Consider the following 23,402-nt stretch of genomic DNA (forward strand, 5'->3'; position numbering starts at 1 on the left):
AAAATACAACATCAATCAAAACTTTATCCATAGTAATTGTAAATTATTTTATTAAGCGGAGAATCAGGGTTTCAAACGACCCCTGCCCGCTGCCTGCCCCAAGAGACAACGCACATGCAAAAATGGCAAATCGAGCTTTATTCCACGCCGTCTTGGCTGTTACAGACCTTATTGATGGTCGCCGCCGCCTCGGCGGTGATTCTGTTTTTGGCACGCGAAACGCGCTTCGGGCGGGAGTTTGCCTATATCCTGCGGCTGTGTCTGACGCCGAAAAGCGCGGTCAAAGTATTGCTGCTGATTACGGCGATGATTGCGCTGCTGCTGACCGAAGTGCGGCTGAATGTATTGAGTACCTTTATGTCCAAAGGACTTTACGACTCGATGCAGGATTTGAACGCCTCCGCGTTTTGGATGTTTGCAGCGATGAACGCGGGCGTGGTGTTGGTGCGGGCGTTTAACAACGTCGTCAACGACTTTCTCGATCAAGGCTTGGCGATTAAATGGTCGGAGCGGCTCAATGAAGTGCTGACAACGCGCTGGCTTGCCGACAAAAACTACTACCGTCTGCAAATGCGCCGCCATGCGCCGGACAACATCGACCAGCGTATCCAACAAGACGCGCAGGATTTCATCGCCTCGACCATAGAATTTGTGCGCGGCATGGTCAATTCGGTCGTTACCTCGCTGGAATTTGCCGTTGTTTTGTGGAGCTTGGCGGGCATCCTGACCGTGTTCGGCTTCGACATTCCGCACGGCATCGTTTGGTTTGTCTATATGTTTGTGATTTTGGCGACCTTTATCGCCATGTGGATAGGCAACCCTCTGATTCGTTACAACTATGAAAACGAAAAGCTCAACGGCGACTATCGTTATTCCCTCATCCGCGTGCGCGACCACGCCGAAAGCGTGGCGTTTTACAGCGGCGAACAACACGAACACGACCAGCTTGCCGACCGCTTCAAGGCCATTATCCGCAACCGTTGGCGCATCGCCCGCCAAAGCGTCTGCTTGAGCGGCTTTAACGATATGTTTACCAACGGAATTAAGCTCTTCCCCATTATTTTGCAAGCCCCGCGCCTGTTTGCCGGGCAAATCAAAATCGGCGACATCCAGCAGACCGTCCAAGCCTTCGCCCGACTGCAAAACGCCCTGTCCTTCTTTCGGATGTTCTACAACAAATTCACCGCCTACCGCGCCCGACTGGAGCGTCTGTACGGATTCTTGCTGAGTACGGAAGAACAACACAGCGCGCAGCAACCTGACATTACTGAAGTTTCAGACGACCTCTCGCTGGAAAACGTCGTCCTGTTCCGCCACAACGGCGAAATCCTGTTGAGCGGCATCAACGTCAACCTCAAAAGCGGTGATTCCCTGCTGATACGCGGCCCGAGCGGTTGCGGCAAAACCTCGCTGCTGCGCGCGCTGGCAGGGCTTTGGCCGTTCGGCAGCAGCGGCAAAGTCAGCCGTCCGCCGCATCAAGACATCCTCTTCCTGCCGCAACGCCCGTACACGGCACAAGGCAGCCTGCGCGACGCGATTTGTTACCCCGACATCGACAAACAGCATCCCGAACTAGCCGACGCCATGAACACCTGCCGCTTAGGTTATCTCGTTGATAAATTGGACAAACCCGACGACTGGCAACACAAACTCTCCCCGGGCGAACTGCAACGCGTCGCCTTCGTCCGCGCCCTGCTCTCGCAGCCCAAAGTCATCCTGCTCGACGAAGCCACCGCCGCCTTGGACGAACCGACCGAGGCCCTGCTCTACCGCGCCTTAAAGCAAAAACTGCCGCAGAGCATCATCATCAGCATCGGCCACCGCAGCACGCTCAACGAGTTTCACGATTTCAGTCTTGATGTTGGCAACGTAGCTTGCGATTGAATTTAAAGCGACGAGGTCGTCTGAAAACCCGCAAGGGTTTTCAGACGACCTTTCTGCTAAAATCCCACTCTCAAACAAAAGGGAAACCCGCCATGCACGAAATCAAATGCCCGCACTGCCACACCGCGTTTACCGTCAACGAAGCCAGTTACGCCGACATCCTGAACCAAGTCCGCACCCAAGAATTTCAAACCGAAATCCACGAGCGCCTGCAACAGGCGCAGATGCAGTTTCAAAGCGATATGCAGCTTGCCCAAGCGCAGGCGCAAAATCAGTTTGACAAAATCCTAGCCGACAAAAACCACGAAATCGCCGCCCTATCCAACCAAATCAATGCCTACGAAAAAGACAGCAAACTTGCCGCCGCCGAAATCGAAGGTCGTCTGAAAGAGCAAATTGCCGAACAGGATAAATTGATTGCCGAACTGAAAGCGCAGGCAAAATCGCTGGAAACGGCGAAAAACATGGAAAAAGAGCTGGAAATCACCAAAGCCGTTGCCGAAAAAGAGCGCGAATTGGGCAATCTGAACACGCAGCTCATGCTGCAATCCAAAGAAAACCAGTTGGAAAAACAAAGCCTGCGCGAAAAATACGAAGCCGAACTCAAACAAAAAGACGAAACCATCGCCTTCTACAAAGACTTCAAAGCCAGACAGTCCACCAAAATGATAGGAGAAAGCCTCGAGCAGCACTGCGAAACCGAATTCAACCGCATCCGCACCACCGCCTTTCCCCAAGCCGTCTTCGGCAAGGACAACGACGCCAAAACCGGCAGCAAAGGCGACTACATCTACCGCGAAACCGACGAAGAAGGCAACGAAATCATCTCCATCATGTTCGAGATGAAAAACGAAAACGACGAAACCGCCACCAAAAAGAAAAACGAACACTTTTTTAAAGAGTTGGACAAAGACCGCAGAGAGAAAAACTGCGAATACGCCGTCCTCGTCTCACTCTTGGAAGCCGACAGCGACCTCTACAACAACGGCATCGTCGACGTATCCTACACCTACCCGAAAATGTACGTCGTGCGCCCGCAATTCTTTATCCCCATCGTCTCCCTGTTGCGCAATGCCGCGCTCAATTCATTGAAATACAAACAGGAATTGGCACAAATGCGCGCGCAAAACATCGACATCACACACTTTGAAGAAGACTTGGACAAGTTCAAAACCGATTTCGCCCGCAATTACGAACTCGCCAGCCGCAAGTTCCAAACCGCCATCGACGAAATCGACAAAACCATCAGCCACCTGCAAAAAACCAAAGAAGCCCTACTCTCTTCAGAAAACAACCTGCGCCTCGCCAACAACAAAGCAACCGACCTGACCGTCAAAAAATTAGTGCGCAAAAACCCGACCATGAAGGCCGCCTTTGCCGCGTTGGAGAAAAAAGAGGATTGAGGTTCGTATGAAGTAAAGGTCGTCTGAAAGCGGCCTTCCCCGTTTTCAGACGACCTTTCCCGAGTCAAAGCCGTTTGAATATTACCTGCGATACGGCTATGATGAAGCCTGTCCCTATACATTTACATTGATAATGAAAGGAATCCCGCATGACCACTTGGTTTATTGCCGCTGCCGCCGTCCTGATTGTCGAGCTGTTTGTCGGTACTGTATATCTCTTGGTTGTCAGTGCGGCTTTGTTTGGCGCAGGATTGGTGTATGGGCTGACCGGTAATACTTCGATTGCCGTCGCTGCGGCAGCCGTTTTGTCCGCCGTCGGTATCTGGGTGGTACACAGTAAATTCAAAAAAACTACGCCCCGCCAAGAATTGAACGATGATTTGGACATCGGACAGACCGTTCAAATCCTCCGCCGCCTTCACGGCGATTGCTATGAAGTTTCGTATCGGGGAACGTACTGGCAGGCGCAGGCTGAAAATGCCGATGCCGTTCAGACGACCTCTACCGCCGTGATTACCGGTAAAAACGGTAATGTTTTACTCATTCGTTTCAATTGATTAATAAAATCAAAAGGAGCATCATGGGCGAATTGATTACCCTTCCTAAAAATATTCACCTATTATAGTGGATTAAATTTAAACCAGTACGGCGTTGCCTCGCCTTGCCGTACTATTTGTACTGTCTGCGGCTTCGTCGCCTTGTCCTGATTTAAATTTAATCCACTATAAAATATTAATCTTTGCTCTCACCGCATAAGGAAAAAACAATGGAATTTTTATACAGCTTTCCCGTCATCCTGTTGCTTGTCGTTGTAATTTTCGGCTTCAAAGCCTTTATCGTCGTGCCGCAACAGGAAGTTTACGTCGTTGAACGCCTCGGCAGATTTCACAACGCGCTGACCGCCGGTCTGAACATCCTGATTCCTTTCGTTGACCGCGTCGCCTACCGCCACTCGCTCAAAGAAGTGCCTTTGGACGTTCCCAGCCAAGTCTGCATCACCCGCGACAATACCCAGCTTACCGTGGACGGCATCATCTACTTCCAAGTAACCGATCCGAAACTCGCTTCTTACGGCTCCAGCAACTATATCATGGCGATTACCCAACTTGCCCAAACCACGCTGCGTTCGGTTATCGGCCGCATGGAATTGGACAAAACGTTTGAAGAACGCGACGAAATCAACAGCATCGTCGTTTCCGCGCTTGATGAAGCGGCAGGCGCATGGGGTGTGAAAGTATTGCGTTACGAAATCAAAGACTTGGTTCCGCCACAAGAAATCCTGCGTTCTATGCAGGCGCAAATTACCGCCGAGCGTGAAAAACGCGCCCGCATCGCCGAATCCGAAGGCCGCAAAATCGAGCAAATCAACCTTGCCAGCGGTCAGCGTGAAGCGGAAATCCAACAGTCCGAAGGTGAAGCGCAAGCCGCCATCAACGCGTCAAACGGTGAAAAAATCGCCCGCATCAACCGCGCACAAGGTGAAGCCGAAGCCCTGCGCCTGGTTGCCGAAGCCAACGCCGACGCCATTCGCAAAATCGCCGAGGCAGTCCGCTCAGAGGGCGGCTCAGAAGCTGTCAACCTGAAAGTTGCCGAGCAATATGTCGCCGCCTTCAGCAATTTGGCAAAAGAAAGCAACACGCTGATTATGCCTGCCAACGTCGCCGACATCGGCAGCCTGGTTTCAGCCGGACTGAAGATTGTGGACGGCAACAAAGCGGCAAAATAAACCTTACGTTTTGCCACAAGGTCGTCTGAAAACGAGTGCAACGCGTTTCGCTACCATAAACAGCGGATTTCGCCAAACCGTTTTTCAGACGACCTTTATTCACATGATGGCAGACAGGATGCCCATCTGACCAAGCTTCAAGACATTCTGATTGTTACCCAAGACCAATTCAATGACTCAGAAAACACACACCATCAAAACCTACCTCGTCGGCGGCGCCGTCCGCGATTATCTTTTAGGTTTGCCCGTTAAAGACCGCGACTGGGTGGTCGTCGGCGCTGACGCACAAACCATGCTGGCGCGAGGCTTCCAGCCGGTCGGCAAAGATTTTCCCGTGTTCCTCCACCCCGACACCCACGAAGAATACGCCCTCGCCCGTACCGAACGCAAAACCGCCAAGGGCTATGCCGGTTTCAGTTTCCACGCCGACAAAGACGTTACGCTGGAGCAGGATTTGATGCGCCGCGACCTGACCATCAACGCGATGGCGCAGGATTCAGACGACCTCATCATCGACCCCTTCGGCGGACAACAGGATTTGGCAGCGGGCATTTTGCGCCATGTTTCCCCCGCCTTTGCCGAAGACCCCGTCCGCATCCTGCGCACCGCCCGCTTTGCTGCGCGCTACGGGTTTGAAATCGCCGAAGAAACCATGAAACTGATGCGGCAGATGGTGGAAAACGGCGAAGCGGACGCTTTGGTTGCCGAACGCGTCTGGCAGGAGTTGGCTAAAGGTTTGATGGAAAAAAATCCCCGCAGGATGATTGAAGTATTGCGCGAATGCGGCGCGCTCGAAGTCTTGCTGCCCGAAGTCGATGCCCTCTTCGGCGTGCCGCAACGCGCCGACTATCATCCCGAAATCGACAGCGGCATCCATACCCTGATGACGCTGCAACGCGCCGCCGATATGGGGCTGAGCCTGCCTGAACGCTACGCCGCCCTGCTGCACGACTTGGGCAAAGCCAAAACCCCGCCCGACATCCTGCCGCGCCACCACGGACACGACCTCGCCGGCGTCGAACCCGTACGCGAAGTCAATCAGCGGCTGCGCGCGCCGAAGCATTGCGCCGAGCTTGCCGAGCTGGTCTGCCGCTGGCACATTATTTTCCACCAAGTCGGACAGCTTAAAAGCCAAACCATTCTGAACGTTTTGAAAAAAACCGACGCTTTCAGACGACCCGAACGCTTCGCCGCCGCCTTAAACGTCTGTATTGCCGATACGCAAGGTCGTCTGAACCGCGAAAATACGCCCTACCCGCAACGCGCGCACTGGCTCGCCCTGCTCGGAGCCGCCAACCAAGTGGATTCAGGCAAAATCGCCGCCGAATGCCGCGCACAGGGAAAAGCCCACCTTATCGCCGAAGAAATCGACCGGGCGCGGTTGACAGAAATTGCTCCTTTGCAAAAAACATATCAGGCGGCGCAAGACAAAACAGAAAGACATTAAAACGCCCAATGCAGCGACTTTTAAAGTTTTGAGGACGATACCCAACCCAAGCTTTGAAACAGCCGCCGCCATATCCGCTATAATCTGCCTCTCAGCTATTTCGTTACACCCATAAAAATCATGACTATTCAGACCGATTTATTGCCCAAAATCAACAACGAAGATTACCAACGCCTCATCCTCAAACACAGCGTAGAATTCAGCGAAGGCGAAATCCGCCTGCTGAACGAAATCCTCGAAAAATTCACCTTCGACGTCGTTCAGGCGCAGGCATTGGCGCAGGCGGTGATGCAGCAGGTGCGCTTTGACCCCAACGCCTACCACATCGACAGCGACGACGAAGACACCACAGGCATCTGCCCCCACTGCATCAACCCGCCCATGCCGCCCCTGCGCGATTACCTTGTTTGGCGCGAAACACGCGGCTAAACCCCTTTCAAAAAGGTCGTCTGAAAACGGCAAACCGCTTTTCAGACGACCCCGAACCCATCGGAAAACCCATGCTGCAAACCGACAACCTGACCGCCGCCCAACCCCAGCGCATCATCACCGCCCAAAGCATCTCCTCGCAGGAAGAGTTGCTTGAGCGCGCCCTGCGCCCTAAAACGCTGGACGACTATATCGGGCAGGACAAAGCCAAAGAACAGCTCGCCATCTTTATCCAAGCCGCCAAAAAACGCGGCGAAGCCCTAGACCACACCCTGCTCTTCGGCCCGCCCGGACTGGGCAAAACCACGCTGGCGCACATCATCGCCAAAGAGCTGGGCGTCAACCTGCGCCAAACCAGCGGCCCCGTCCTCGAACGCGCCGGCGACCTTGCCGCCCTTCTGACCAACCTCGAGCCGCACGACGTATTGTTCATCGACGAAATCCACCGCCTCAGCCCCGTCGTCGAAGAAATCCTCTACCCCGCGCTCGAAGACTACCAACTCGACATCATGATAGGCGAAGGCCCTGCCGCCCGTTCCGTCAAAATCGACCTGCCGCCCTTCACCCTCGTCGGCGCGACCACCCGCGCAGGTATGCTGACCAACCCACTGCGCGACCGCTTCGGCATCGTTGCCCGCTTGGAGTTTTATCAAAATCAAGACCTTGCCACCATCGTCAGCCGTTCCGCACAATTACTGCAACTCGACATGGGCGAAGAAGGCGCAATGGAAGTCGCCAAGCGTAGCCGCGGCACACCCCGCATCGCCAACCGCCTGCTGCGCCGCGTCCGCGATTTTGCCGATGTGAAAAACAACGGCGTCATCGATGCCGCCATCGCCGATGCCGCTTTAAGCATGCTGGATGTGGACGCGCAAGGTTTGGACGTCATGGACAGAAAATTCCTCGAAGCCATCCTGCACAAATTCAGCGGCGGTCCCGTCGGTCTTGATAACGTTGCCGCCGCCATCGGCGAATCCACGGACACCATCGAGGACGTTATCGAACCCTACCTCATCCAACAAGGCTTCCTGCAACGTACCCCGCGCGGCAGAATGGCCACCGAACGCGCCTACCTGCACTTCGGCTTGAAAATGGAAAAATAAGCGTATTGAAATGAAGAAAGGTCGTCTGAAACCGGATTTTTGGTTTTCAGACGACCTTTTTGTATCCATTCGAATGGAAGACTTGAGTCAGGATAAAGGCAAGTGCTTTTCTCGTAAGCTAGTGTTTGTCCTCACCCTCTTTGGCAGTATCTTTCCCGCCGTCTTTATCTGTCTGAACCGGCGTAACCGGGAAAAACAAGATCAGCGGGTTTGCCTTAATCTGCTGCCAGAAGCTTTTGCACAAATTGCCGACGCTGCCGATTTTCGTGCCGCGCGAGCGCAGGGCGACGAAGAGGGCGAGGGTGAAGCTGACGATGAGGTTGACCAAGCCGATGGCGAGGACGCTGCAAATGCCGAGCATGAATGTACCAAAGCCGACGTTGCCGCTGACGGCGGCGTAGCCTAGGTTGGCGGATGAGAAGGCAACATGGCGGATGTCCAGCGGCAGACCGAGGAGGTGTCCGAAGTAGCCGGTCATGCCCAAGAGCATACCGAAGATGAAGTTGCCGACCAGCGAGCCGTAGTGTTTGTGAATGTAGGCGGCGAGGACGCGGCGGGGTTTGGGGCGCATGATTTTGCGCAACAAGGGATTGAAGGGCAGGCGTTGGCGCAGGTTGAGGTAGTCGGCACGGTTGTCGAAGAAGCCTGCGATGATGCCGGAACAGAACAGCCACAAGCCTGCGATGGCGGCATACCATAGCGTTGGATGACCGATAATGTCTATGGATTTGAACTGGTAGGCGGTGGTATGTGCATCGAGTATGGGCTGTTGGTGCAGATGGGCATAGCCGAACGATATGGCGCACGCCAAGAGGATGGCGATGGAAACGTTGCCGAAGACGGCGACGCTTTGGGAGCGGCATACGTCGATAAGGAGCTTGGCGAGCTTGTTGTCCACCGCTTTGCCGCCTTCGTTGAGATCGACTTGTTCGGCGAAGCTGGCGGCGGTCATGGCGGGCTGCTTGGTGGCGACGGTGCAGTGCAGCATATGGATGAGCATGAAGCCTATGCCGTAGTTGAGCCCTGACAGCAAGGAGGTAACGAAGGGGCTGAAGCCGAGTGTGCCGATGTGGATTTTGTGCAATGCCATCAGGGCGATGATGACGCCGCCACCCGCCGCGGAGTAGAACATTTTGAAATATTCTTTGCGGTTGCGGGTGATGTAATGCTCACCGTGGTGGCTTTTGTTTTCGGTAATGCTGCGGGCGAGCATGCGTATGCTGCTGCGGCGCAGGTGGCGGGTACTGTATTGCTCGACCGCAGCGTAGATGAGGGAGTTCATCAGGGTAATGGTCAGGCGGTTGCGGTTGCCGGCATCGGTTTGGATGTCGGTGAGCAATTTCAGACGACCTATGGTCTGCTGGAGCCGTTCAAGCAGGTGGGCGACTTTGACGGACGAGCCTGAGCCTGCGCCCGTTCCTTTGCGACGCAGATAGTCAATTTGCTTGCTGCACTGGTCGAACATGACTTCGAGGTGGGCGGTGTCGTAAGGGGTGGTGTCGTTACGGTAGTGTTCGACCAGTTTGGCGGTTTCGCGCTGGAGGGCGACGAAGGGCGAATCGGCTTCGAGCAGGCGCGGGGCGATGCGGATGAGGTCGGGTTCGATGGCTTCGGAGGCAATCCAAATGGCCAGCATTTCGATGGCGCGCAGACGAGCGTCAACCAACTGGCGGCAGGCGTTTTGCAGCAAGGCGGGATCGGCGCTGGTGCGGATCAGGTCGTACAGGCTCAACCATTGGCGGATGCTGAGGGTTTGCAGCCATTTGTCGTCGTTTTCGGAGTGGAAAAGGTAGAGGAACACTTCGCGCAGGTTGGCAAAGTCTTTGTAGGACGGGCTGAAGCGTTCGTATATGCGTATGCCCATCTCGCGGGTAAAGCTGTGGCGCGAGAAGATGCCGAGTTTGATCAGCGCGGGATAGATGTGGACTTGCGAGAGCCAGTGGTAGAAGCGTCCGCTGAAATTTTTTGCGAGTTCTTCGTCTTGTTTGAGCGTGGCGATAATCAGGTCGAAGCGTTCTGCCGCCTGTTTTTTGCCGTCGCGCCGCAGGAATTTGATTAAGGCGTTGAGGATAAGGACGAAATCGGTGTCGGTCAGGCTTTTGGAAAGTAAAGGATGTAGATTTTGGTGAGTAATTTTTTCCATTGCGGTATTTTTACACAAAACGGCGGGTTTGATAAGTTCGGGTAATTTATGCAACCTGCTGTAAGCACATTCGATATTTTGGAGCAATGTTTGACGATTTCAACCCTCTTTGTTTTGAAAAGGTCGTCTGAAAACCGTTTTCAGACGACCCCTTGTTTATTTCAGCAACTCTTCGGGAATTTTGCAGACGGGAATCGGATTGACTTTGTGTTGCATGGCTTTGTGCAGGCGGGTGTAGATTTCCAAGACTTCGCGCTGCCTGCCTTCAAAATCTTCAGGACGGTGCGTGCCGTAAACGCTCATCGCCCATTCGAGTTCGGGATAGCTTGCGCCCATCTGTTCTTCGTCCGTACGCTCGGTATCCCAAAGCCCGTCGGTCGGCACGGCTTTTTGGATGGACTCGGCAATGTCCAGTTCGGCGGCAATTTGATAAATCTGCGTTTTGGTCAAATCGGCAATCGGGCTGATGTCCACGCCGCCGTCACCGTATTTGGTGAAAAAGCCCACGCCGAAATCTTCGATTTTGTTGCCCGTACCGGTAACCAGCAAACCGTTTAGCTGACCGTAATAATAAAGCGTCAGCATCCGCAGGCGGCTGCGGGCGTTGGCAAGCGCAAGCTGTTTGGCGGGGAACTCGGTTTCATCGACCTCGACATCGGCGGCAAAGGTATCGAAAGTCGGCGTCAAATCCACGCGCATCCCGCTGACGTTGGAAAACGCCTGTTCCAACCGGCGGATGTGCTCCTGCGCGCGGCTGACTTGGTCGGCTTTTTGGCGGATGGGCATTTCAAGCAGCAGAACCTTCAGCCCCGTCCGTGCCGCGATGGCAGAAACGACTGCGGAATCGATACCGCCGGAAACGCCGACGACAAATCCCTTGGCGTGTGCGGCGGCGGCATAGTTTTTCAGCCAGTCGGCAATATGGCGGATAACGGCTTGCGTCTGCATAGTCAGGCTCCTGATTTGAAAGGGGGAATCATACCCGATTTTGAGAGGCTGCGGCATATGGACCGGACAGGTCGTCTGAAAATCGGTTTCGCAGCTTTCAGACGACTTTCCCCCTGTTTTCATCAGCAATAAAATCCTGCTGAAATTTCGCACAATCTTTCCCAATTTGAAACAATTTCCTGATTTTGTTATTATTCCTTCAAACAAAGAAATAATCATCATCCAATTTGTCTCACCCGCCCCCCATTACGACCGATTCATCTGTGCGTTTTTACTCTCTTTTTCCCTTGTTTTTCATCCGGCAGGACGGTTTAAACGCCATTCGTTTTTTGTCTGCGTTTTATAGTGGATTACCAAAAATCGGGAAAGTCTCGGACCCTGTCCAACAGACCATGTTTTATTCCTAGTTTTTGTTAATCAACCATATACAGCCTTGCGCCCGTATCCGCCTGCCTCACCATCCCAAAGGAGGTCAAGGTTTGTCTTTATTTCATTTCTTACGCAACCGCTCTTCGTTCAATCCCTTCGTCGTTTCCGTTACGCTGTCCTTCGTGCTGCTGGTCATCGGCATCGCGCTTTTGATTCCGCAGCAGGCAGAAACCGTCCTCAATGCCGCCAAAACGGGCATTTTCAAAAACTTCAGTTGGTTTTACATCTTGGCGTTTTCAGCCTTCTTCTTCTTCCTGCTCGCACTTTCGGTCAGCAGCTTCGGCAACATCAAGCTGGGCAGCAACGAAGAAGAGCCTGAATTTAGCTTTTGGTCTTGGCTCGCCATGCTGTTCGCGGCGGGTATGGGCGTCGGATTGATGTTTTTCGGTGTCGCCGAACCGCTCACCCATTATCTGTCCCCCATCACCGAAGGCGGCAGCGGCGCAAGGCAGCAGGACGCGTTGCTCCACACCCTCTTCCACTGGGGCGTACATGCCTGGTCGGTTTACGCCGCCATGGCGTTGGCGCTCGCCTATTTCGCTTTCCGCTACAAACTCCCGCTTTCTCTGCGTTCCTGCTTTTATCCGCTGTTGAAAGAGAAAATCGACGGTAAGGCAGGCGACATCATCGACATACTTGCGCTGGTCGCCACCCTGTTCGGCATCATTACCACGCTTGGTTTCGGCGCGGCGCAGTTGGGTGCGGGCTTGGCACAAATCGGCTGGATAAGCGAAAACACCTTTTCCGTACAAACCATCGTGATTTTCGCCGTCATGGGTTTGGCGGTCGCCTCCGCCGCCTCCGGCATAGGCAAAGGCGTCAAAATGTTGAGCGAGATGAACTTGACCCTTGCCTTCGTACTGATGGTTTTCGTCCTCGCCACCGGCCCGACCCTCCACCTGCTCTCCGCCTTCAACGACAACCTCGGCACTTACCTGAGCAACCTCGTACAACTCAGTTTCAAAACATACAGCTACGAACAAAACCATACCGAATGGTTCGGCGGCTGGACCATCTTATACTGGGCATGGTGGTGTTCTTGGGCGCCTTTCGTCGGACTCTTCATCGCCCGCATCTCGCGCGGACGCACCATACGCGAATTCATTTTCGGCGTTTTGGCGGTTCCCTCCCTATTCTGCGTCATCTGGTTCACCATTTTCGGCGACACCGCCATCTGGATTAACGACCACACCGCAGCAGGCGCATTGGGCGAATTGACCGGCACACCCGAAAAACTCCTCTTCCGCTTCCTCGAATACCTCCCCCTGCCGACCCTCACAGGGCTTGTCAGCCTCATGGTGATCGCCCTCTTCTTCATCACCTCCGCCGACTCCGGCATTTACGTCCTCAACAACATCGCCTCCCGCGACAAAAGCGTGGCCGCCCCGCGCTGGCAGGCAGTGATGTGGGGGCTGTTGATGTCTGCCGCTGCCATCGTCCTTTTGCGCTTCGGCGGACTGCCCACCCTGCAAACCATGACCCTCATCGTCGCCCTGCCTTTCGCCCTGCTCATGCTGATCATGTGTTTCAGCCTATGGCGCGGATTAAACGCCGACCACAAATACTTCACGACCGCCGTCACCCCCTCCAGCGTCTATTGGAGCGGCGACAACTGGCAGGACAGGCTCGAGCGTATGCTGAACCAAACGCAGGAACAAGACATCCTCAAATTCCTCAAAACCACCGCCCTGCCCGCCATGCGCGAACTGAGCGAAGAGTTGTCCGACAAATACAGCCTGAGCGTCGACATCCAAACCCACTTCGACCGCGAAGAGCCCGCTGTCGAATTCACCATCCACAAAGAGTCCCTGCGCGACTTCATGTACGGCATTAAAACCATCAAGCGCGAAGTGTCCGAACAGCTTATCAAAGACGGCCACCTCCCGCACATCCGCCACAACGTCACCTACGAGCCCTACACCTACTTCTTCGACGGCCGCAGCGGCTACGACGTGCAATACATGAACCGCCGCGAACTCATCGCCGACATCCTCAAGCAGTACGAGCGTTACCTCAACCTCCTGACCGATGTCGGACAAGAACTCATGTCGCACCAGCAAACCGAATTGGCGGAATAAGTTTTGTTTGAATAAGTTGCAACCAAGGTCGTCTGAAAACCCCAAATCCGGTTTTTCAGACGACCTTCCTCTCCAAACCACCTATTTCCTCTTCTTCAACAGCCTCAACGCATTGCCCACTACAAACAGCGAGCTGAGGCTCATGCCCAATGCGGCGATCCAGGGTTTGACGTAGCCTAGTACGGCAAGTGGGACGGCGATGATGTTGTATGCGCTTGCCCAGGCGAGGTTTTGGCGGATGATTTCGCGTGTGCGGCGGGCTTGGGCAATGGTGGCGGGCAGGATGTTCAAATCGTCGTTGAGCAAGACCAGATCGGCGCCGTCGCGTGCGACATCGGCGCCTGCTGCAACGGCGGCGGATACGTCGGCTTGGGCGAGGACAGGGGCATCGTTGATGCCGTCGCCGACCATCAAAACTTTTCTGCCCTGTTTCTGCAAGTCTTCAACATAGGCGAGTTTGTCTTCGGGCGTGGCTTCGGCGCGGTAGGTGTCCAAACCGAGCTCCTGCGCGACTTGTGCGACGGCATTGGTGCGGTCGCCGCTGAGCAGGTGGGTGCGGATGCCTTGTTGTTTGAGGATGTCGAGCATGGCGGCGGCGCTGTCTTTGATTTGGTCTTCGAGTAGGAAGATTGCTTGGAAGCCGCTTTGGTTGCCGAGGAACACCATGCTGCCTGCGTATTCGATGTTGGCGGCTTGGCCAGGCAACACGCCGGCTATTCCGGCGACGAAATCGGCGCGTCCCAATGCCCAAACTTGGGTTTCGTCTTTATAAGTCATTTGCGCGCTGACTCCTTGTCCGATGCGGTTGACGCGTTGGGAAACTGTGTATTCGGGCGCATGGGCGGGGTCGTCTGAAAGCGTGTGGTTCAAGATGGCGCGGGCGATGGGGTGTTCGGATTGATGTTCCAAGGCTTGTGCGGCGGCAAGCGCTTCTGCTGTTTTCAGACGACCTAAGGGGATGATTCGGCTGACGGACAGTTGTCCTTTGGTCAGCGTGCCGGTTTTGTCGAACACGACATCGTCGATTTGCGCGAGCGTTTCGAGGCTTTGTTTGCCGCTGATTAACACGCCGTCGTCGGCAAGCGCGCCTGTGGAGGCGGCAAGCGCGGTCGGCGTGGCAAGCGAAAGTGCGCACGGGCAGGTAATAACCAGCAGCGCTACGGTAATCCACAAGGCGGTTTGCGCGTCGGCATACCATGCCCAGCCGATGAAAACGGGGATGGCAAGCAGCAGCTCGCCAAACACGAAGCTGGAAGCGTATTTCTCGGCAAGCTCGGCGGCGCGCGGTTTTTGGGCGAGCGCGCGGTCGAGCAGTTTGACGATGTGCGACAGGCGCGTGTTGTTGCCGGTGCGGTCGGTTCGGATAACAAGCGGGCTGCCCGTATTGAGCGTGCCTGCGGTAACGTTTTCAGACGACCTTTTGACGACGGGCAGGCTCTCGCCCGTCAGCATGGCTTCGTCCACTTCGCTCTCGCCGGACAACACCGTGCCGTCCACAGGAATGACTTCGCCGGGTTTGACGACGATCACGTCGCCCGCCTGAAGCTGTACAACCGCCGCTTCTTCGATTTCCTCGCTGTCGGGATAAGACGGAAGGCGGTGGCAGAACGCGGGGACGAGTTTCACCAGCCGTTCTGCCGCATCCCCCGCCCTGCGCCTTGCGATTTGTTCCATAAACCGCCCGCCCAGCAGGAAAAACAGCAACATGGCGATGGACTCGAAATACATCCCCTGCCCCGCATTGACGGCAAGGCTGTAAATGCCCGCGACAAAAGTCATCACGACGGCAATCGCAATCGGCGTATCCATGCCGACGCGGCGGTTTTTCCAATCGCGCCATGCGCCGCGGTAAAACGGCAACGCGCTGTAAAACACAACGGGCAGCACCATCAAAAAACCGCCCCAGTGCAGAATTTCTAAAAACAGCGGCTCAATGTCGCCGCCGTAAAGATAAGTCGGCACAGCAAACATCATCGTCTGCATCATGCCCAAACCCGCCACCGCCAGCCTGACGATAAACTGTTTGCGCTCTTTCTGCGCCTGCGCCTCGACTTTTTGCGCATCGTAAGGCGCGGCGGTATAACCTGTTTTGCGGATTTTCAAAAGAATGTCCGACAGCGCGATTTTGCCCTCGTCCCACACCACGCGGCAGCGGTGCGTACTGTAATTCAAATCCACGCGCACCACGCCCGCCGTCCGTAAAAGCTGCTGCTCAATCAGCCATACGCACGCCGCGCAGGTAATGCCGCCCAGCATCAACACCGCCTCGCGTTCATCCCCTTCCCCGACCTCGACAAAATCCGCCTGCACTTCGGGCAAATCGTACAATTTCAGTTGCGACAACACTTCCGGCGGCGGCAGTTCGGATTTTTCCGCGTCGGCGGTACGCTGTTTGTAATAATTGCCCAAACCTGCATCAATAATGCTCTGCGCCACCGCCTGACAACCCGCGCAGCAGGTTTCATGGTCTTCATTTTCGTAGCGGACGGTCAAATGGAGGTGTTCGGGGACTTCCAGACCGCAATGGAAACAGGTTCTTTCCGTTTGATTCATAATATGTGCCTAATGGTGTGCCGGCAGATGGTTTGCCGTTTCAAACTTGGATTTAAAATGTTTAGAAATGTAAACTTTATTAAAGTGTCGCTTTTTAGCAGATTTTTAAAAATATTTTACAAAACGTTTATTTTAAAACAATTTGCATATTTTTATTACTTTTATTTATATTTTTCAATAATATAACCGCTCATCAACAGACGAACGGTTACGTTCTGATACCGCATATCGTGCGAATTTACCGATTATTTTAATGTAAAAATGGAACTTTTTTGAAAAAACGCACTACATTTTTGTTGACCGACTCAATTTGAAGCTGCATACTATGCGCATATTCCGTACAAACAGTGCGGTAAAAAATACAAAACATTACGCTTTTACACAAAAATTTCCATTAACTACTTACTCGGGAAAACATCATGATTGACCGCCTGCTACCTATTTTTGCCGTTATCGGCATCCTGTCCAGCTTCGCCTACCTAAGCTTGGCGGCATGGATGATTTACGAAAACGTTATGAAAAAACGCCGCCTCCTTCCTTTCTAAGCGGTAAACCCTTTAAACGGCCGTTTGGAAATAAAGATAAACCCTCCCTGATTTATCTTTGTTTTCCAAACGGCCTTTATTTTTCAGACGACCTTTTGAAACACGCGGCGGCAAACAATGGATTGAAATCGAAATCCACCCCGCCTCCCTTCCCATTGAGAAACAACGGCAGTCAAAACATCTTGTTTTTATTCTGCTTCGCAGTTTTCAGACGACCTCTTGCCGCCGTTTTCCAACGCCCGTTCAATCATCGCCTCGCGCAAAGCATCCAAGCCCAGACTTTTCGTAACCGAAATATTCACGCCGACGGCGCGTCCCGAATTGTCCCGTAACACGCCCGCATCGCGCGCGCCTTCCGGCAGCAGGTCGATTTTGTTGTACACGACAAGCTGCGGCACTTCATGCGCGCCGATTTCCTCCAAAACCACATTCACATCGTCCATCTGCCGCTCGAAATCGGGATTGGACGCATCAACGACGTGCAGCAGCACATCCGCCAAAGCCGTTTCCTCCAACGTCGCCGAAAACGCTGACACCAGCTTGTGCGGCAAATCGCGGACGAAACCGACCGTATCCGTCAGAATCACGCCCGCCTCGTGCGACAGGAACAAACGCCGCGCCGTCGTATCCAGCGTGGCAAAAAGCTGGTCTTTCGCCAACACGTCCGCCTTGGTCAGACGGTTGAACAGGCTGGATTTGCCCGCGTTGGTATAACCGACGATGGCAAAGGTTTTCAGACGACCTTCCATCCGCGATTTTCGGCGCGTGGCACGTTGTTTTTTCACTTGCGCCAACTGTTTTTTCAACGCCGTGATTTTCTGCCCGATTAAGCGGCGGTCGGTTTCCAACTGCGTCTCGCCCGGCCCTTTCAAGCCGATACCGCCCTTCTGACTCTGCAAATGCCCGTAGCCGCGCACCAGCCGCCCGCTCAAATGGTTCAACTGCGCCAGCTCCACCTGCAATTTACCCTCCTGCGATTGGGCGCGTTTGGCAAAAATCGCCAAAATCAGACCCACACGGTCGAGGACGCGGCATTGCAGGATTTTTTCCAAATTGCGCTCCTGCGTCGGCGTCAATTCATGGTTGAACACCGCCAAGCCGATGTCGTGCAGCTTCACCGCCGCCGCCAGCTCTTCCGCCTTACCCGTGCCGACGAAATAAGCCGTATGCGCCTTGTCGCGCTTGGCGGTTTCCCGCAACACCAGCTCGCCGCCTGCCGCCGCGACCAATTCCGCCGCCTCGTCCAAGGTCGTCTGAAAAGTCCGCTCGCGCACTTCGTTCGCGCCCGAATAATCCGCACTCAACATCACCCCGACCAGCATCACGCGTTCGGGTTGCTCCAAAGATTTGTCGACGGGGAAAATGTTGCGTTTGGACAAGGAAAATCCTTTCTTTTTCAAAGGGCTTAAAACCCGTTTTCCATCATGATTTCGCCGGGGATGCGGTTGCGGTGCATGGCGAAGCCCAAGTCCATCAGGGCTTGGAACGTGTCTTTGACCATGGCGGGATTGCCGCAGACCATAAAGCGCGTGTCCGCTTTGGTGAACTTGAATCCCGCGTATGTTTCGAGGCTGCCGTCTTTCAGCAGCTCGGGAATGCGCTTGCCGCTCAACGCGCCTTCGGTTTCCTCGCGCGTGGTAATGGGGACGAAGCGGAATTTGTGGAAATACTCGCCAATCAGCGGATGGTCTTTCAATGCTTCAACACGTCGTCTGAAAATCAGTTCATCGGCGAAAGAAACTGAGTGCGCCAAAATCAAGCGGTCGAAACGCTGCCAGATTTCGGGCTGCTCGATGATGGAAAGAAAAGGCGCGATGCCCGAACCGGTGGAGAGCATGACCAAATCCTTGCCGTCGGGGAATCGCTCGGGCAAGAGGAAACCGGTAGCGGTTTTATCAAGCAGTATGGTGTCGCCCTCTTTCATGGCGGCAAACCGCGCGGACATGGGGCCGCCTTCGATCAAAACGGCAAAATATTCGAGCGTGTCGGCGTATTCGGCGGACACGACGGAATACGCGCGCCAGATAAAGCCTTCGCCGTCGCGAAAACCGAGCCGCGAAAACTGCCCCGCCGAGAAGCGGTAGGATTCGGGGCGGCTGATGGCAAAAGTCATCAGCTTGGGCGTATGGTGTTTAATCCACAAGACTTTTTCTTCGGTGAACTTGGCTTCGGGCGAGGCTGCCATAATGGGATTCCTTGTGTGTGCGGGATGGAAAATGGAAGGTATAGTAGATTAACTTTAAACCAGTACGGCGTTACCTCGCCTTAGCTCAAAGAGAACGATTCTCTAAGGTGCTGAAGCACCAAGTGAATCGGTTCCGTACTATCTGTACTGTCTGCGGCTTCGTCGCCTTGTCCTGATTTAAATTTAATCCACTATATTATACCCGTTCGCTTGACGAAAGGTCGTCTGAAAACCTGATTGTCCGGTTTTCAGACGACCTTGAAGCGGAACTGAAACTCAAATTTTACGGCTGACGGCGCAGGCGCATGGTCTTGCCGTTTTGCTCCAAAATCAAATCATTGCCGTCGAAACGATAGTTCCACACGCTTTTCATGTTCAAGAAAGCCTCTTCCAGCTTCATGTCTTCACACAGCATCATCGTCGTGGCAATCGGACCAAAATCAATTTTGCCCGCTCCGGCTTCCTGCGCTTGAAGCGTCAAATGATTGCAACCCATCTTGCCATGCGCCTTGGGCATTTTGCTCAAATCCAAAAAAGCCGTTCTGCCCGCCAAATCTTTTTCGGTGAATTTGTCGAAAGAAACCACAAACCATTTCGCTGCCAAAGCCGGCGTTGACGCTTGACGCGGTTCGGATGGTTTTTCAGACGACGTGACAGGTTGGGACGGCTGCGGTTTTTCAGCAGGCGAAGTACAGGCGGTCAGAATGATTGCAGTCATAAGGGTGGGGATCAGGGTTTTCATGATTTTGCCTTTCTAACGTGAGGTCAGCTAAAAGGTCGTCTGAAACCGCTTCAGCAAAACCCGCTACGCACTTTTCAGACGACCTCTTGATCTTTACAACGTCGAATCCAAAGCCTTGGAAATATCGTTCCAAATATCGTCCGCGTCTTCAATACCGATGGAGAAGCGCAGCAGGCCGACTTTGATGCCCATCTCCATTTTCACATCATGCGGTACGCCGCTGTGGGACTGGGAATAGCAATGGTTGACCAAACTTTCGACACCACCTAGGCTGGACGCCATTTTGACCAGTTTCATGTTTTTAATCACGCTGTTTGCCGCTTCGCGCGTGTCGTTTTTCAAATAAACCGTTACCACGCCGCCTATGCCTTTGGGCATTTGGGTTTTCGCCAGTTCGTAGTGTTCGTGCGACGGCAGGCCGGGGTAGAACACTTTTTCTACGGCGGGATGGGCTTCGAGGCGGCGGGCGATGTCGAGCGCGTTTTTGCAGTGCGCTTCCATGCGCAAGGCGAGCGTTTTGATGCCACGCAACACCAGCCAGCAGTCCATCGGGCCGGCAATCGCGCCGGTATGCACCATCATGTCGTGCAGCGGTTTCGCCAGTTCTTTGGTTTTAACCGCAACGATGCCCATCAATACGTCGGAGTGGCCGCAAAGGTATTTAGTGGCGGAGTGGAACACGATGTCGCAGCCCATCTCCAACGGCTGTTGCAGATACGGCGTAGCGAAGGTGTTGTCGATGCCGACCAGTGCGCCGGCTGCGTGGGCTTTGGCGGCAAGCGCTTTGATGTCCACCAGCCGCAAAAGCGGATTGGACGGGGTTTCCAGCCAAACCAGTTTCACATTGTGCGCGGCAAGCAGTTCGTCCAAGCTGTCGGGGGTGCCCAAATCGGCAAAGACGACGTTCACGCCCCACTCTTTATATACGTCAACCAGCAAGTCATACGCGCCGCCGTAAATATCGGCTACGGCGACGATGGTATCGCCCGGACGCAGGAAGGTACGCCACACGGCATCAATGCCCGCCATACCGCTGGAAAAGGCAAAACCCGCCGCCCCGCGTTCCAAATCAGCAACCGTGTCTTCCAAAACCTGACGGGTCGGATTGCTCAGGCGCGAATAGCGGTAGGGAACCTGCTCGCCGATTTCGTGCAGCGCGAACATACTGTTCTGATAAATCGGCGGCATCAGCGCGCGGTTGTGTTCGTCGCAATCGTAGCTGGAATGGATGGCTTTGGTGGCGAATTTCATCTCGGTTCAACCTTATAAAGATATGAATAATTCAGGATTTTATCACTATCCGAAAAATAGAAACAATCAATGCGGACACGGTTTGCAAGTGATATAATCTCGCATTTGCAAAACGGACGGCATGAATCCGTTTCCAAACGACACACACCCCAACAATCCGACAATTAAGGACAAACAACGCATGAACGCCATTGCAGACGTGCAATCCAGCCGAGATTTACGCAATCTGCCGATTAACCAGGTCGGTATCAAAGACCTGCGCTTTCCGATTACTTTGAATACCGCCGAAGGCAGCCAATCCACCGTCGCCCGCCTGACCATGACGGTTTTCCTGCCCGCCGACCAAAAAGGCACGCATATGTCGCGCTTCGTGGCGTTGATGGAACAACAAACCGAGGCTTTGGATTTCGACAGGCTGCACAAACTGACCGCCGAAATGGTTGCCCTTTTAAACTCTCATTCCGGCAAAATCAGCGTTTCCTTCCCCTTCTTCCGCAAAAAATCCGCACCTGTTTCCGGCATCCAATCCCTGCTCGACTATGACGTTACCCTGACGGGCGAAATCAAAAACGGCGCATACAGCCATAATTTGAAAGTCATGGTACCCGTAACCTCGTTGTGCCCGTGTTCCAAAGAAATTTCCCAATACGGCGCGCACAACCAACGTTCGCACGTTACCATCAGCCTGACCGCCAACGCCGAAGTCGGTATCGAGGAAATCATCGACTGCGTGGAAGCGCAGGCAAGCTGCCAGCTTTACGGCCTGCTCAAACGCCCCGACGAAAAATACGTTACCGAAAAAGCCTATGAAAACCCGAAATTCGTGGAAGACATGGTGCGCGACGTAGCCACTGCGCTGATTGCGGACGGGCGCATCGAAAGCTTCATCGTCGAAAGCGAAAACTTCGAGTCGATACACAACCACTCGGCTTACGCCTATATTGCTTATCCTTAAACAAGCAAAAAATCGAAAAGGTCGTCTGAAAACCGAAAAATCCGTTTTCAGACGACCTTTTGTGTTCGTGGATTTATTTCATAGAACTTCATTTAGGACAAGTGTAATGTCCTTCTTATATTTATAGTGGATTAAATTTAAATCAGGACAAGGCGATGAAGCCTCAGACATTACAAATAGTACGGCAAGGCGAGGCAACGCCGTACTGGTTTAAATTTAATCCACTATAGTTTAAAGCTTCTACCCGGTTATCTAAATTATCACATTCGCCCCAATTCCCTTTGCAGGGCTTGGATGTTTTGTTGGCGGTCGAGTACCGCGCTTTGCAGGCTGTTGATTTCCTGTTGGTTGACATGACCGCCTTTGGCTACACGGGCTTGCGCCAGAGATTTTTGCGCTTCGCCCAGCGCTTTACGCTCGTTGCTCAACTCTGTTTCCAAAATCGAACGGCGGCTAGCGCTGCCGGAAGATTTGGGTGCAGGCGTTGCTGCGACTTCAGGGGCCGGACGGATGGGCGCAGGTGCAGGATTTACCTTAGCGGTATTTTTAGGGGCAGGTTTTGCGTTGCCGGCTCGTTTTGACGGAGCTTCGGCAGCAGGCTCGGGCATTTCTAAAGCGGGAGCATCGTAGCGCGTGCTGCTGTATTTGCCGATGGTCGGTAAATCTGCCGAATGGCAGTTTCCGGATGGGCGCGAAGTATAGACAACTTCGCCGTTGACTGTGCAGGTATAGATTTTAGAGGAAGCTTGTGCGCCTGATGCGGTGGCAAACATTAGCAATGAAGCTGCCAATGCGTGAAGTGATTGTTTCATGGTAAGGTCGTAATGTGAAATAAGTAATTGTTCGATAGATATTGCATTTAACTGTAATAGTATAACAATGCCAGCATATTCTCTCAAATAGGACGGCTGACTTTTTTAATTTCAAACCAAACCGTCTTATTCGTTTTAGCGAAAATTGCCTCACTCGTTTTCAGACGACGTTTTTGCGGCTTTATCCGATTTTTTGGCGCGTGATTTGGCGTTTTTGCTCTTTGTCTCTTGCTCTTGCGCCTTTTCCCGCGATTTTTCTTTTGAACGCGCCCTCTTGAGCTTGGCTGCCTTTTCTTCGGTATCACTGCTTAATTTGTTGATTTTCAGACGGTATGCATCGCCTTGATGGCTGCTGATTTTGGGCAGGTCTGTGCCTGTGCAGTTTCCCGAAGGTTCGGATGTATAGGTTTTGCTGTTGCCGGAATGGCAGCTGAAGACGGCTGCTGCGGTGTGGAGGGATAAGCCCAAAATGAGGGAGGATGCGACGATAAGTGCTCCTTGCTTGATTCGTGAACGCATGAGTTTTCCGTAGTTTGAGTTTTCAGACGACCTATTTTTGTTTTTATAGTGGATTAACTTTAAACCAGTACGGCGTTGCCTCGCTTTAGCTCAAAGAGAACGATTCTCTAAGGTGCTGAAGCACCAAGTGAATCGGTTCCGTACTATCTGTACTGTCTGCGGCTTCGTCACCTTGTACTGATTTAAATTTAATCCACTATATACAGTCCGACGGTCTGAAATGACCATGCCGAACTGTATTTTTTGGCGG

20 protein-coding genes and 2 pseudogenes are annotated in these 23,402 nt (G+C 53.5%); 12 read left to right on the forward strand and 10 right to left on the reverse strand.

All coding sequences use genetic code 11. The annotated features are described in order from the left end of the window. Positions 1–114: 114 nt before the first annotated feature. From NM96_04690 to NM96_04705, 4 genes are all read left to right on the forward strand, one after another. Positions 115–1,884 (forward strand): ABC transporter ATP-binding protein/permease, encoded by a 1,770-nt coding sequence (locus NM96_04690; protein ID AVR78731.1) that lies wholly within the window; start codon positions 115–117, stop codon positions 1,882–1,884. A 92-nt stretch (positions 1,885–1,976) separates the two neighbouring features. Then, complete coding sequence (locus tag NM96_04695) at positions 1,977–3,287, forward strand: DUF2130 domain-containing protein (GenBank protein AVR78732.1); 1,311 nt, start codon at positions 1,977–1,979, stop codon at positions 3,285–3,287. Between the two features lie 149 nt (positions 3,288–3,436). Beyond that, on the forward strand, positions 3,437–3,844 hold the full coding sequence (locus NM96_04700; protein AVR78733.1) for a nodulation efficiency NfeD family protein: 408 nt from the start codon (positions 3,437–3,439) through the stop codon (positions 3,842–3,844). 209 nt (positions 3,845–4,053) lie between these two features. Further along, positions 4,054–5,013, forward strand: a complete 960-nt coding sequence (locus NM96_04705; GenBank protein ID AVR78734.1) for a paraslipin — start codon at positions 4,054–4,056, stop codon at positions 5,011–5,013. On the opposite strand, the gene NM96_04710 is transcribed toward NM96_04705, so the two are convergent. Further along, complete coding sequence (locus NM96_04710) at positions 4,931–5,116, reverse strand: hypothetical protein (GenBank protein ID AVR78735.1); 186 nt, start codon at positions 5,114–5,116, stop codon at positions 4,931–4,933. The genes NM96_04705 and NM96_04710 overlap by 83 nt on opposite strands. A 90-nt stretch (positions 5,117–5,206) precedes the next feature. On the opposite strand from NM96_04710, the gene NM96_04715 reads away from it, so the two are divergent. From NM96_04715 to NM96_04725, 3 genes are all read left to right on the forward strand, one after another. Continuing rightward, a complete protein-coding gene (locus NM96_04715; protein AVR80268.1) occupies positions 5,207–6,460 on the forward strand; it encodes a multifunctional CCA addition/repair protein in 1,254 nt (417 codons plus the stop codon). Between the two features lie 120 nt (positions 6,461–6,580). Continuing rightward, the gene (locus NM96_04720) at positions 6,581–6,889 is read left to right on the forward strand and encodes a hypothetical protein (protein AVR78736.1); all 309 of its coding nucleotides are present in this window, start codon (positions 6,581–6,583) and stop codon (positions 6,887–6,889) included. A 71-nt stretch (positions 6,890–6,960) separates the two neighbouring features. Beyond that, entirely contained in the window at positions 6,961–7,992 is a 1,032-nt protein-coding gene (locus NM96_04725) for a Holliday junction branch migration DNA helicase RuvB (GenBank protein ID AVR78737.1), read from the forward strand. A 118-nt stretch (positions 7,993–8,110) separates the two neighbouring features. On the opposite strand, the gene NM96_04730 is transcribed toward NM96_04725, so the two are convergent. Together NM96_04730 and nadE are read right to left on the reverse strand one after the other, a co-directional pair. Continuing rightward, positions 8,111–10,135 carry a recombinase gene (locus tag NM96_04730; GenBank protein AVR80269.1) on the reverse strand — a complete coding sequence of 675 codons (2,025 nt, stop codon included), beginning with the start codon at positions 10,133–10,135 and terminating at the stop codon, positions 8,111–8,113. Between the two features lie 156 nt (positions 10,136–10,291). Further along, positions 10,292–11,083, reverse strand: a complete 792-nt coding sequence (nadE, locus tag NM96_04735) for an NAD(+) synthase (protein ID AVR78738.1) — start codon at positions 11,081–11,083, stop codon at positions 10,292–10,294. A gap of 166 nt (positions 11,084–11,249) precedes the next feature. On the opposite strand from nadE, the gene NM96_04740 reads away from it, so the two are divergent. Both NM96_04740 and NM96_04745 read left to right on the forward strand, forming a co-directional pair. Then, a complete protein-coding gene (locus NM96_04740; protein AVR78739.1) occupies positions 11,250–11,429 on the forward strand; it encodes a hypothetical protein in 180 nt (59 codons plus the stop codon). A 133-nt stretch (positions 11,430–11,562) separates the two neighbouring features. Beyond that, a complete protein-coding gene (locus NM96_04745; protein ID AVR78740.1) occupies positions 11,563–13,590 on the forward strand; it encodes a BCCT family transporter in 2,028 nt (675 codons plus the stop codon). 81 nt (positions 13,591–13,671) lie between these two features. On the opposite strand, the gene NM96_04750 is transcribed toward NM96_04745, so the two are convergent. After that, positions 13,672–16,143, reverse strand: a complete 2,472-nt coding sequence (locus NM96_04750) for a copper-translocating P-type ATPase (protein ID AVR78741.1) — start codon at positions 16,141–16,143, stop codon at positions 13,672–13,674. Here NM96_04750 and NM96_04755 point away from each other — a divergent pair. Next, positions 16,054–16,362: pseudogene (locus NM96_04755) on the forward strand (hypothetical protein). The gene NM96_04750 and the pseudogene NM96_04755 overlap by 90 nt on opposite strands. A 514-nt stretch (positions 16,363–16,876) precedes the next feature. On the opposite strand, the gene hflX reads toward NM96_04755, so the two are convergent. Further along, positions 16,877–18,067: a GTPase HflX gene (gene hflX / locus NM96_04760; GenBank protein ID AVR78742.1), complete on the reverse strand. Its 1,191-nt coding sequence runs from the start codon at positions 18,065–18,067 to the stop codon at positions 16,877–16,879. A 26-nt stretch (positions 18,068–18,093) separates the two neighbouring features. After that, complete coding sequence (locus NM96_04765; protein ID AVR78743.1) at positions 18,094–18,873, reverse strand: ferredoxin--NADP reductase; 780 nt, start codon at positions 18,871–18,873, stop codon at positions 18,094–18,096. A 58-nt stretch (positions 18,874–18,931) separates the two neighbouring features. Between NM96_04765 and NM96_04770 the strand changes: the two are divergent. Then, positions 18,932–19,051 (forward strand): annotated as a pseudogene (locus NM96_04770) (IS5/IS1182 family transposase). A 105-nt stretch (positions 19,052–19,156) separates the two neighbouring features. On the opposite strand, the gene NM96_04775 reads toward NM96_04770, so the two are convergent. Both NM96_04775 and NM96_04780 read right to left on the reverse strand, forming a co-directional pair. Beyond that, on the reverse strand, positions 19,157–19,615 hold the full coding sequence (locus NM96_04775; protein ID AVR78744.1) for an META domain-containing protein: 459 nt from the start codon (positions 19,613–19,615) through the stop codon (positions 19,157–19,159). A 93-nt stretch (positions 19,616–19,708) separates the two neighbouring features. Beyond that, positions 19,709–20,866, reverse strand: a complete 1,158-nt coding sequence (locus NM96_04780; protein AVR78745.1) for a PLP-dependent transferase — start codon at positions 20,864–20,866, stop codon at positions 19,709–19,711. Positions 20,867–20,987: 121 nt separating this feature from the next. Between NM96_04780 and NM96_04785 the strand changes: the two genes are divergently transcribed. Then, a complete protein-coding gene (locus NM96_04785; GenBank protein AVR78746.1) occupies positions 20,988–21,821 on the forward strand; it encodes a GTP cyclohydrolase I FolE2 in 834 nt (277 codons plus the stop codon). Positions 21,822–22,081: 260 nt separating this feature from the next. Here the strand turns inward: NM96_04785 and NM96_04790 are convergent, their stop codons facing one another. Then, complete coding sequence (locus NM96_04790; protein ID AVR78747.1) at positions 22,082–22,720, reverse strand: hypothetical protein; 639 nt, start codon at positions 22,718–22,720, stop codon at positions 22,082–22,084. Positions 22,721–22,783: 63 nt separating this feature from the next. Then, complete coding sequence (locus NM96_04795; protein AVR78748.1) at positions 22,784–23,152, reverse strand: nucleolar protein; 369 nt, start codon at positions 23,150–23,152, stop codon at positions 22,784–22,786. Positions 23,153–23,402: the final 250 nt, after the last annotated feature.

The organism is Neisseria mucosa (assembly GCA_003028315.1).
GTDB classification, from domain to species: domain Bacteria; phylum Pseudomonadota; class Gammaproteobacteria; order Burkholderiales; family Neisseriaceae; genus Neisseria; species Neisseria mucosa.

Excerpts from the sequence above, each read along its gene's own strand:
- NM96_04690 (AVR78731.1), top strand. The coding sequence starts at position 115 with ATGCAAAAATGGCAAATCGAGCTTTATTCCACGCCGTCTTGGCTGTTA.
- NM96_04695 (AVR78732.1), top strand. The coding sequence starts at position 1,977 with ATGCACGAAATCAAATGCCCGCACTGCCACACCGCGTTTACCGTCAAC.
- NM96_04700 (AVR78733.1), top strand. The coding sequence starts at position 3,437 with ATGACCACTTGGTTTATTGCCGCTGCCGCCGTCCTGATTGTCGAGCTG.
- NM96_04705 (AVR78734.1), top strand. The coding sequence starts at position 4,054 with ATGGAATTTTTATACAGCTTTCCCGTCATCCTGTTGCTTGTCGTTGTA.
- NM96_04720 (AVR78736.1), top strand. The coding sequence starts at position 6,581 with ATGACTATTCAGACCGATTTATTGCCCAAAATCAACAACGAAGATTAC.
- NM96_04725 (AVR78737.1), top strand. The coding sequence starts at position 6,961 with ATGCTGCAAACCGACAACCTGACCGCCGCCCAACCCCAGCGCATCATC.
- NM96_04730 (AVR80269.1), bottom strand. The coding sequence starts at position 10,135 with ATGGAAAAAATTACTCACCAAAATCTACATCCTTTACTTTCCAAAAGC.
- nadE (AVR78738.1), bottom strand. The coding sequence starts at position 11,083 with ATGCAGACGCAAGCCGTTATCCGCCATATTGCCGACTGGCTGAAAAAC.
- NM96_04750 (AVR78741.1), bottom strand. The coding sequence starts at position 16,143 with ATGAATCAAACGGAAAGAACCTGTTTCCATTGCGGTCTGGAAGTCCCC.
- NM96_04765 (AVR78743.1), bottom strand. The coding sequence starts at position 18,873 with ATGGCAGCCTCGCCCGAAGCCAAGTTCACCGAAGAAAAAGTCTTGTGG.
- NM96_04775 (AVR78744.1), bottom strand. The coding sequence starts at position 19,615 with ATGAAAACCCTGATCCCCACCCTTATGACTGCAATCATTCTGACCGCC.
- NM96_04780 (AVR78745.1), bottom strand. The coding sequence starts at position 20,866 with ATGAAATTCGCCACCAAAGCCATCCATTCCAGCTACGATTGCGACGAA.
- NM96_04785 (AVR78746.1), top strand. The coding sequence starts at position 20,988 with ATGAATCCGTTTCCAAACGACACACACCCCAACAATCCGACAATTAAG.
- NM96_04795 (AVR78748.1), bottom strand. The coding sequence starts at position 23,152 with ATGCGTTCACGAATCAAGCAAGGAGCACTTATCGTCGCATCCTCCCTC.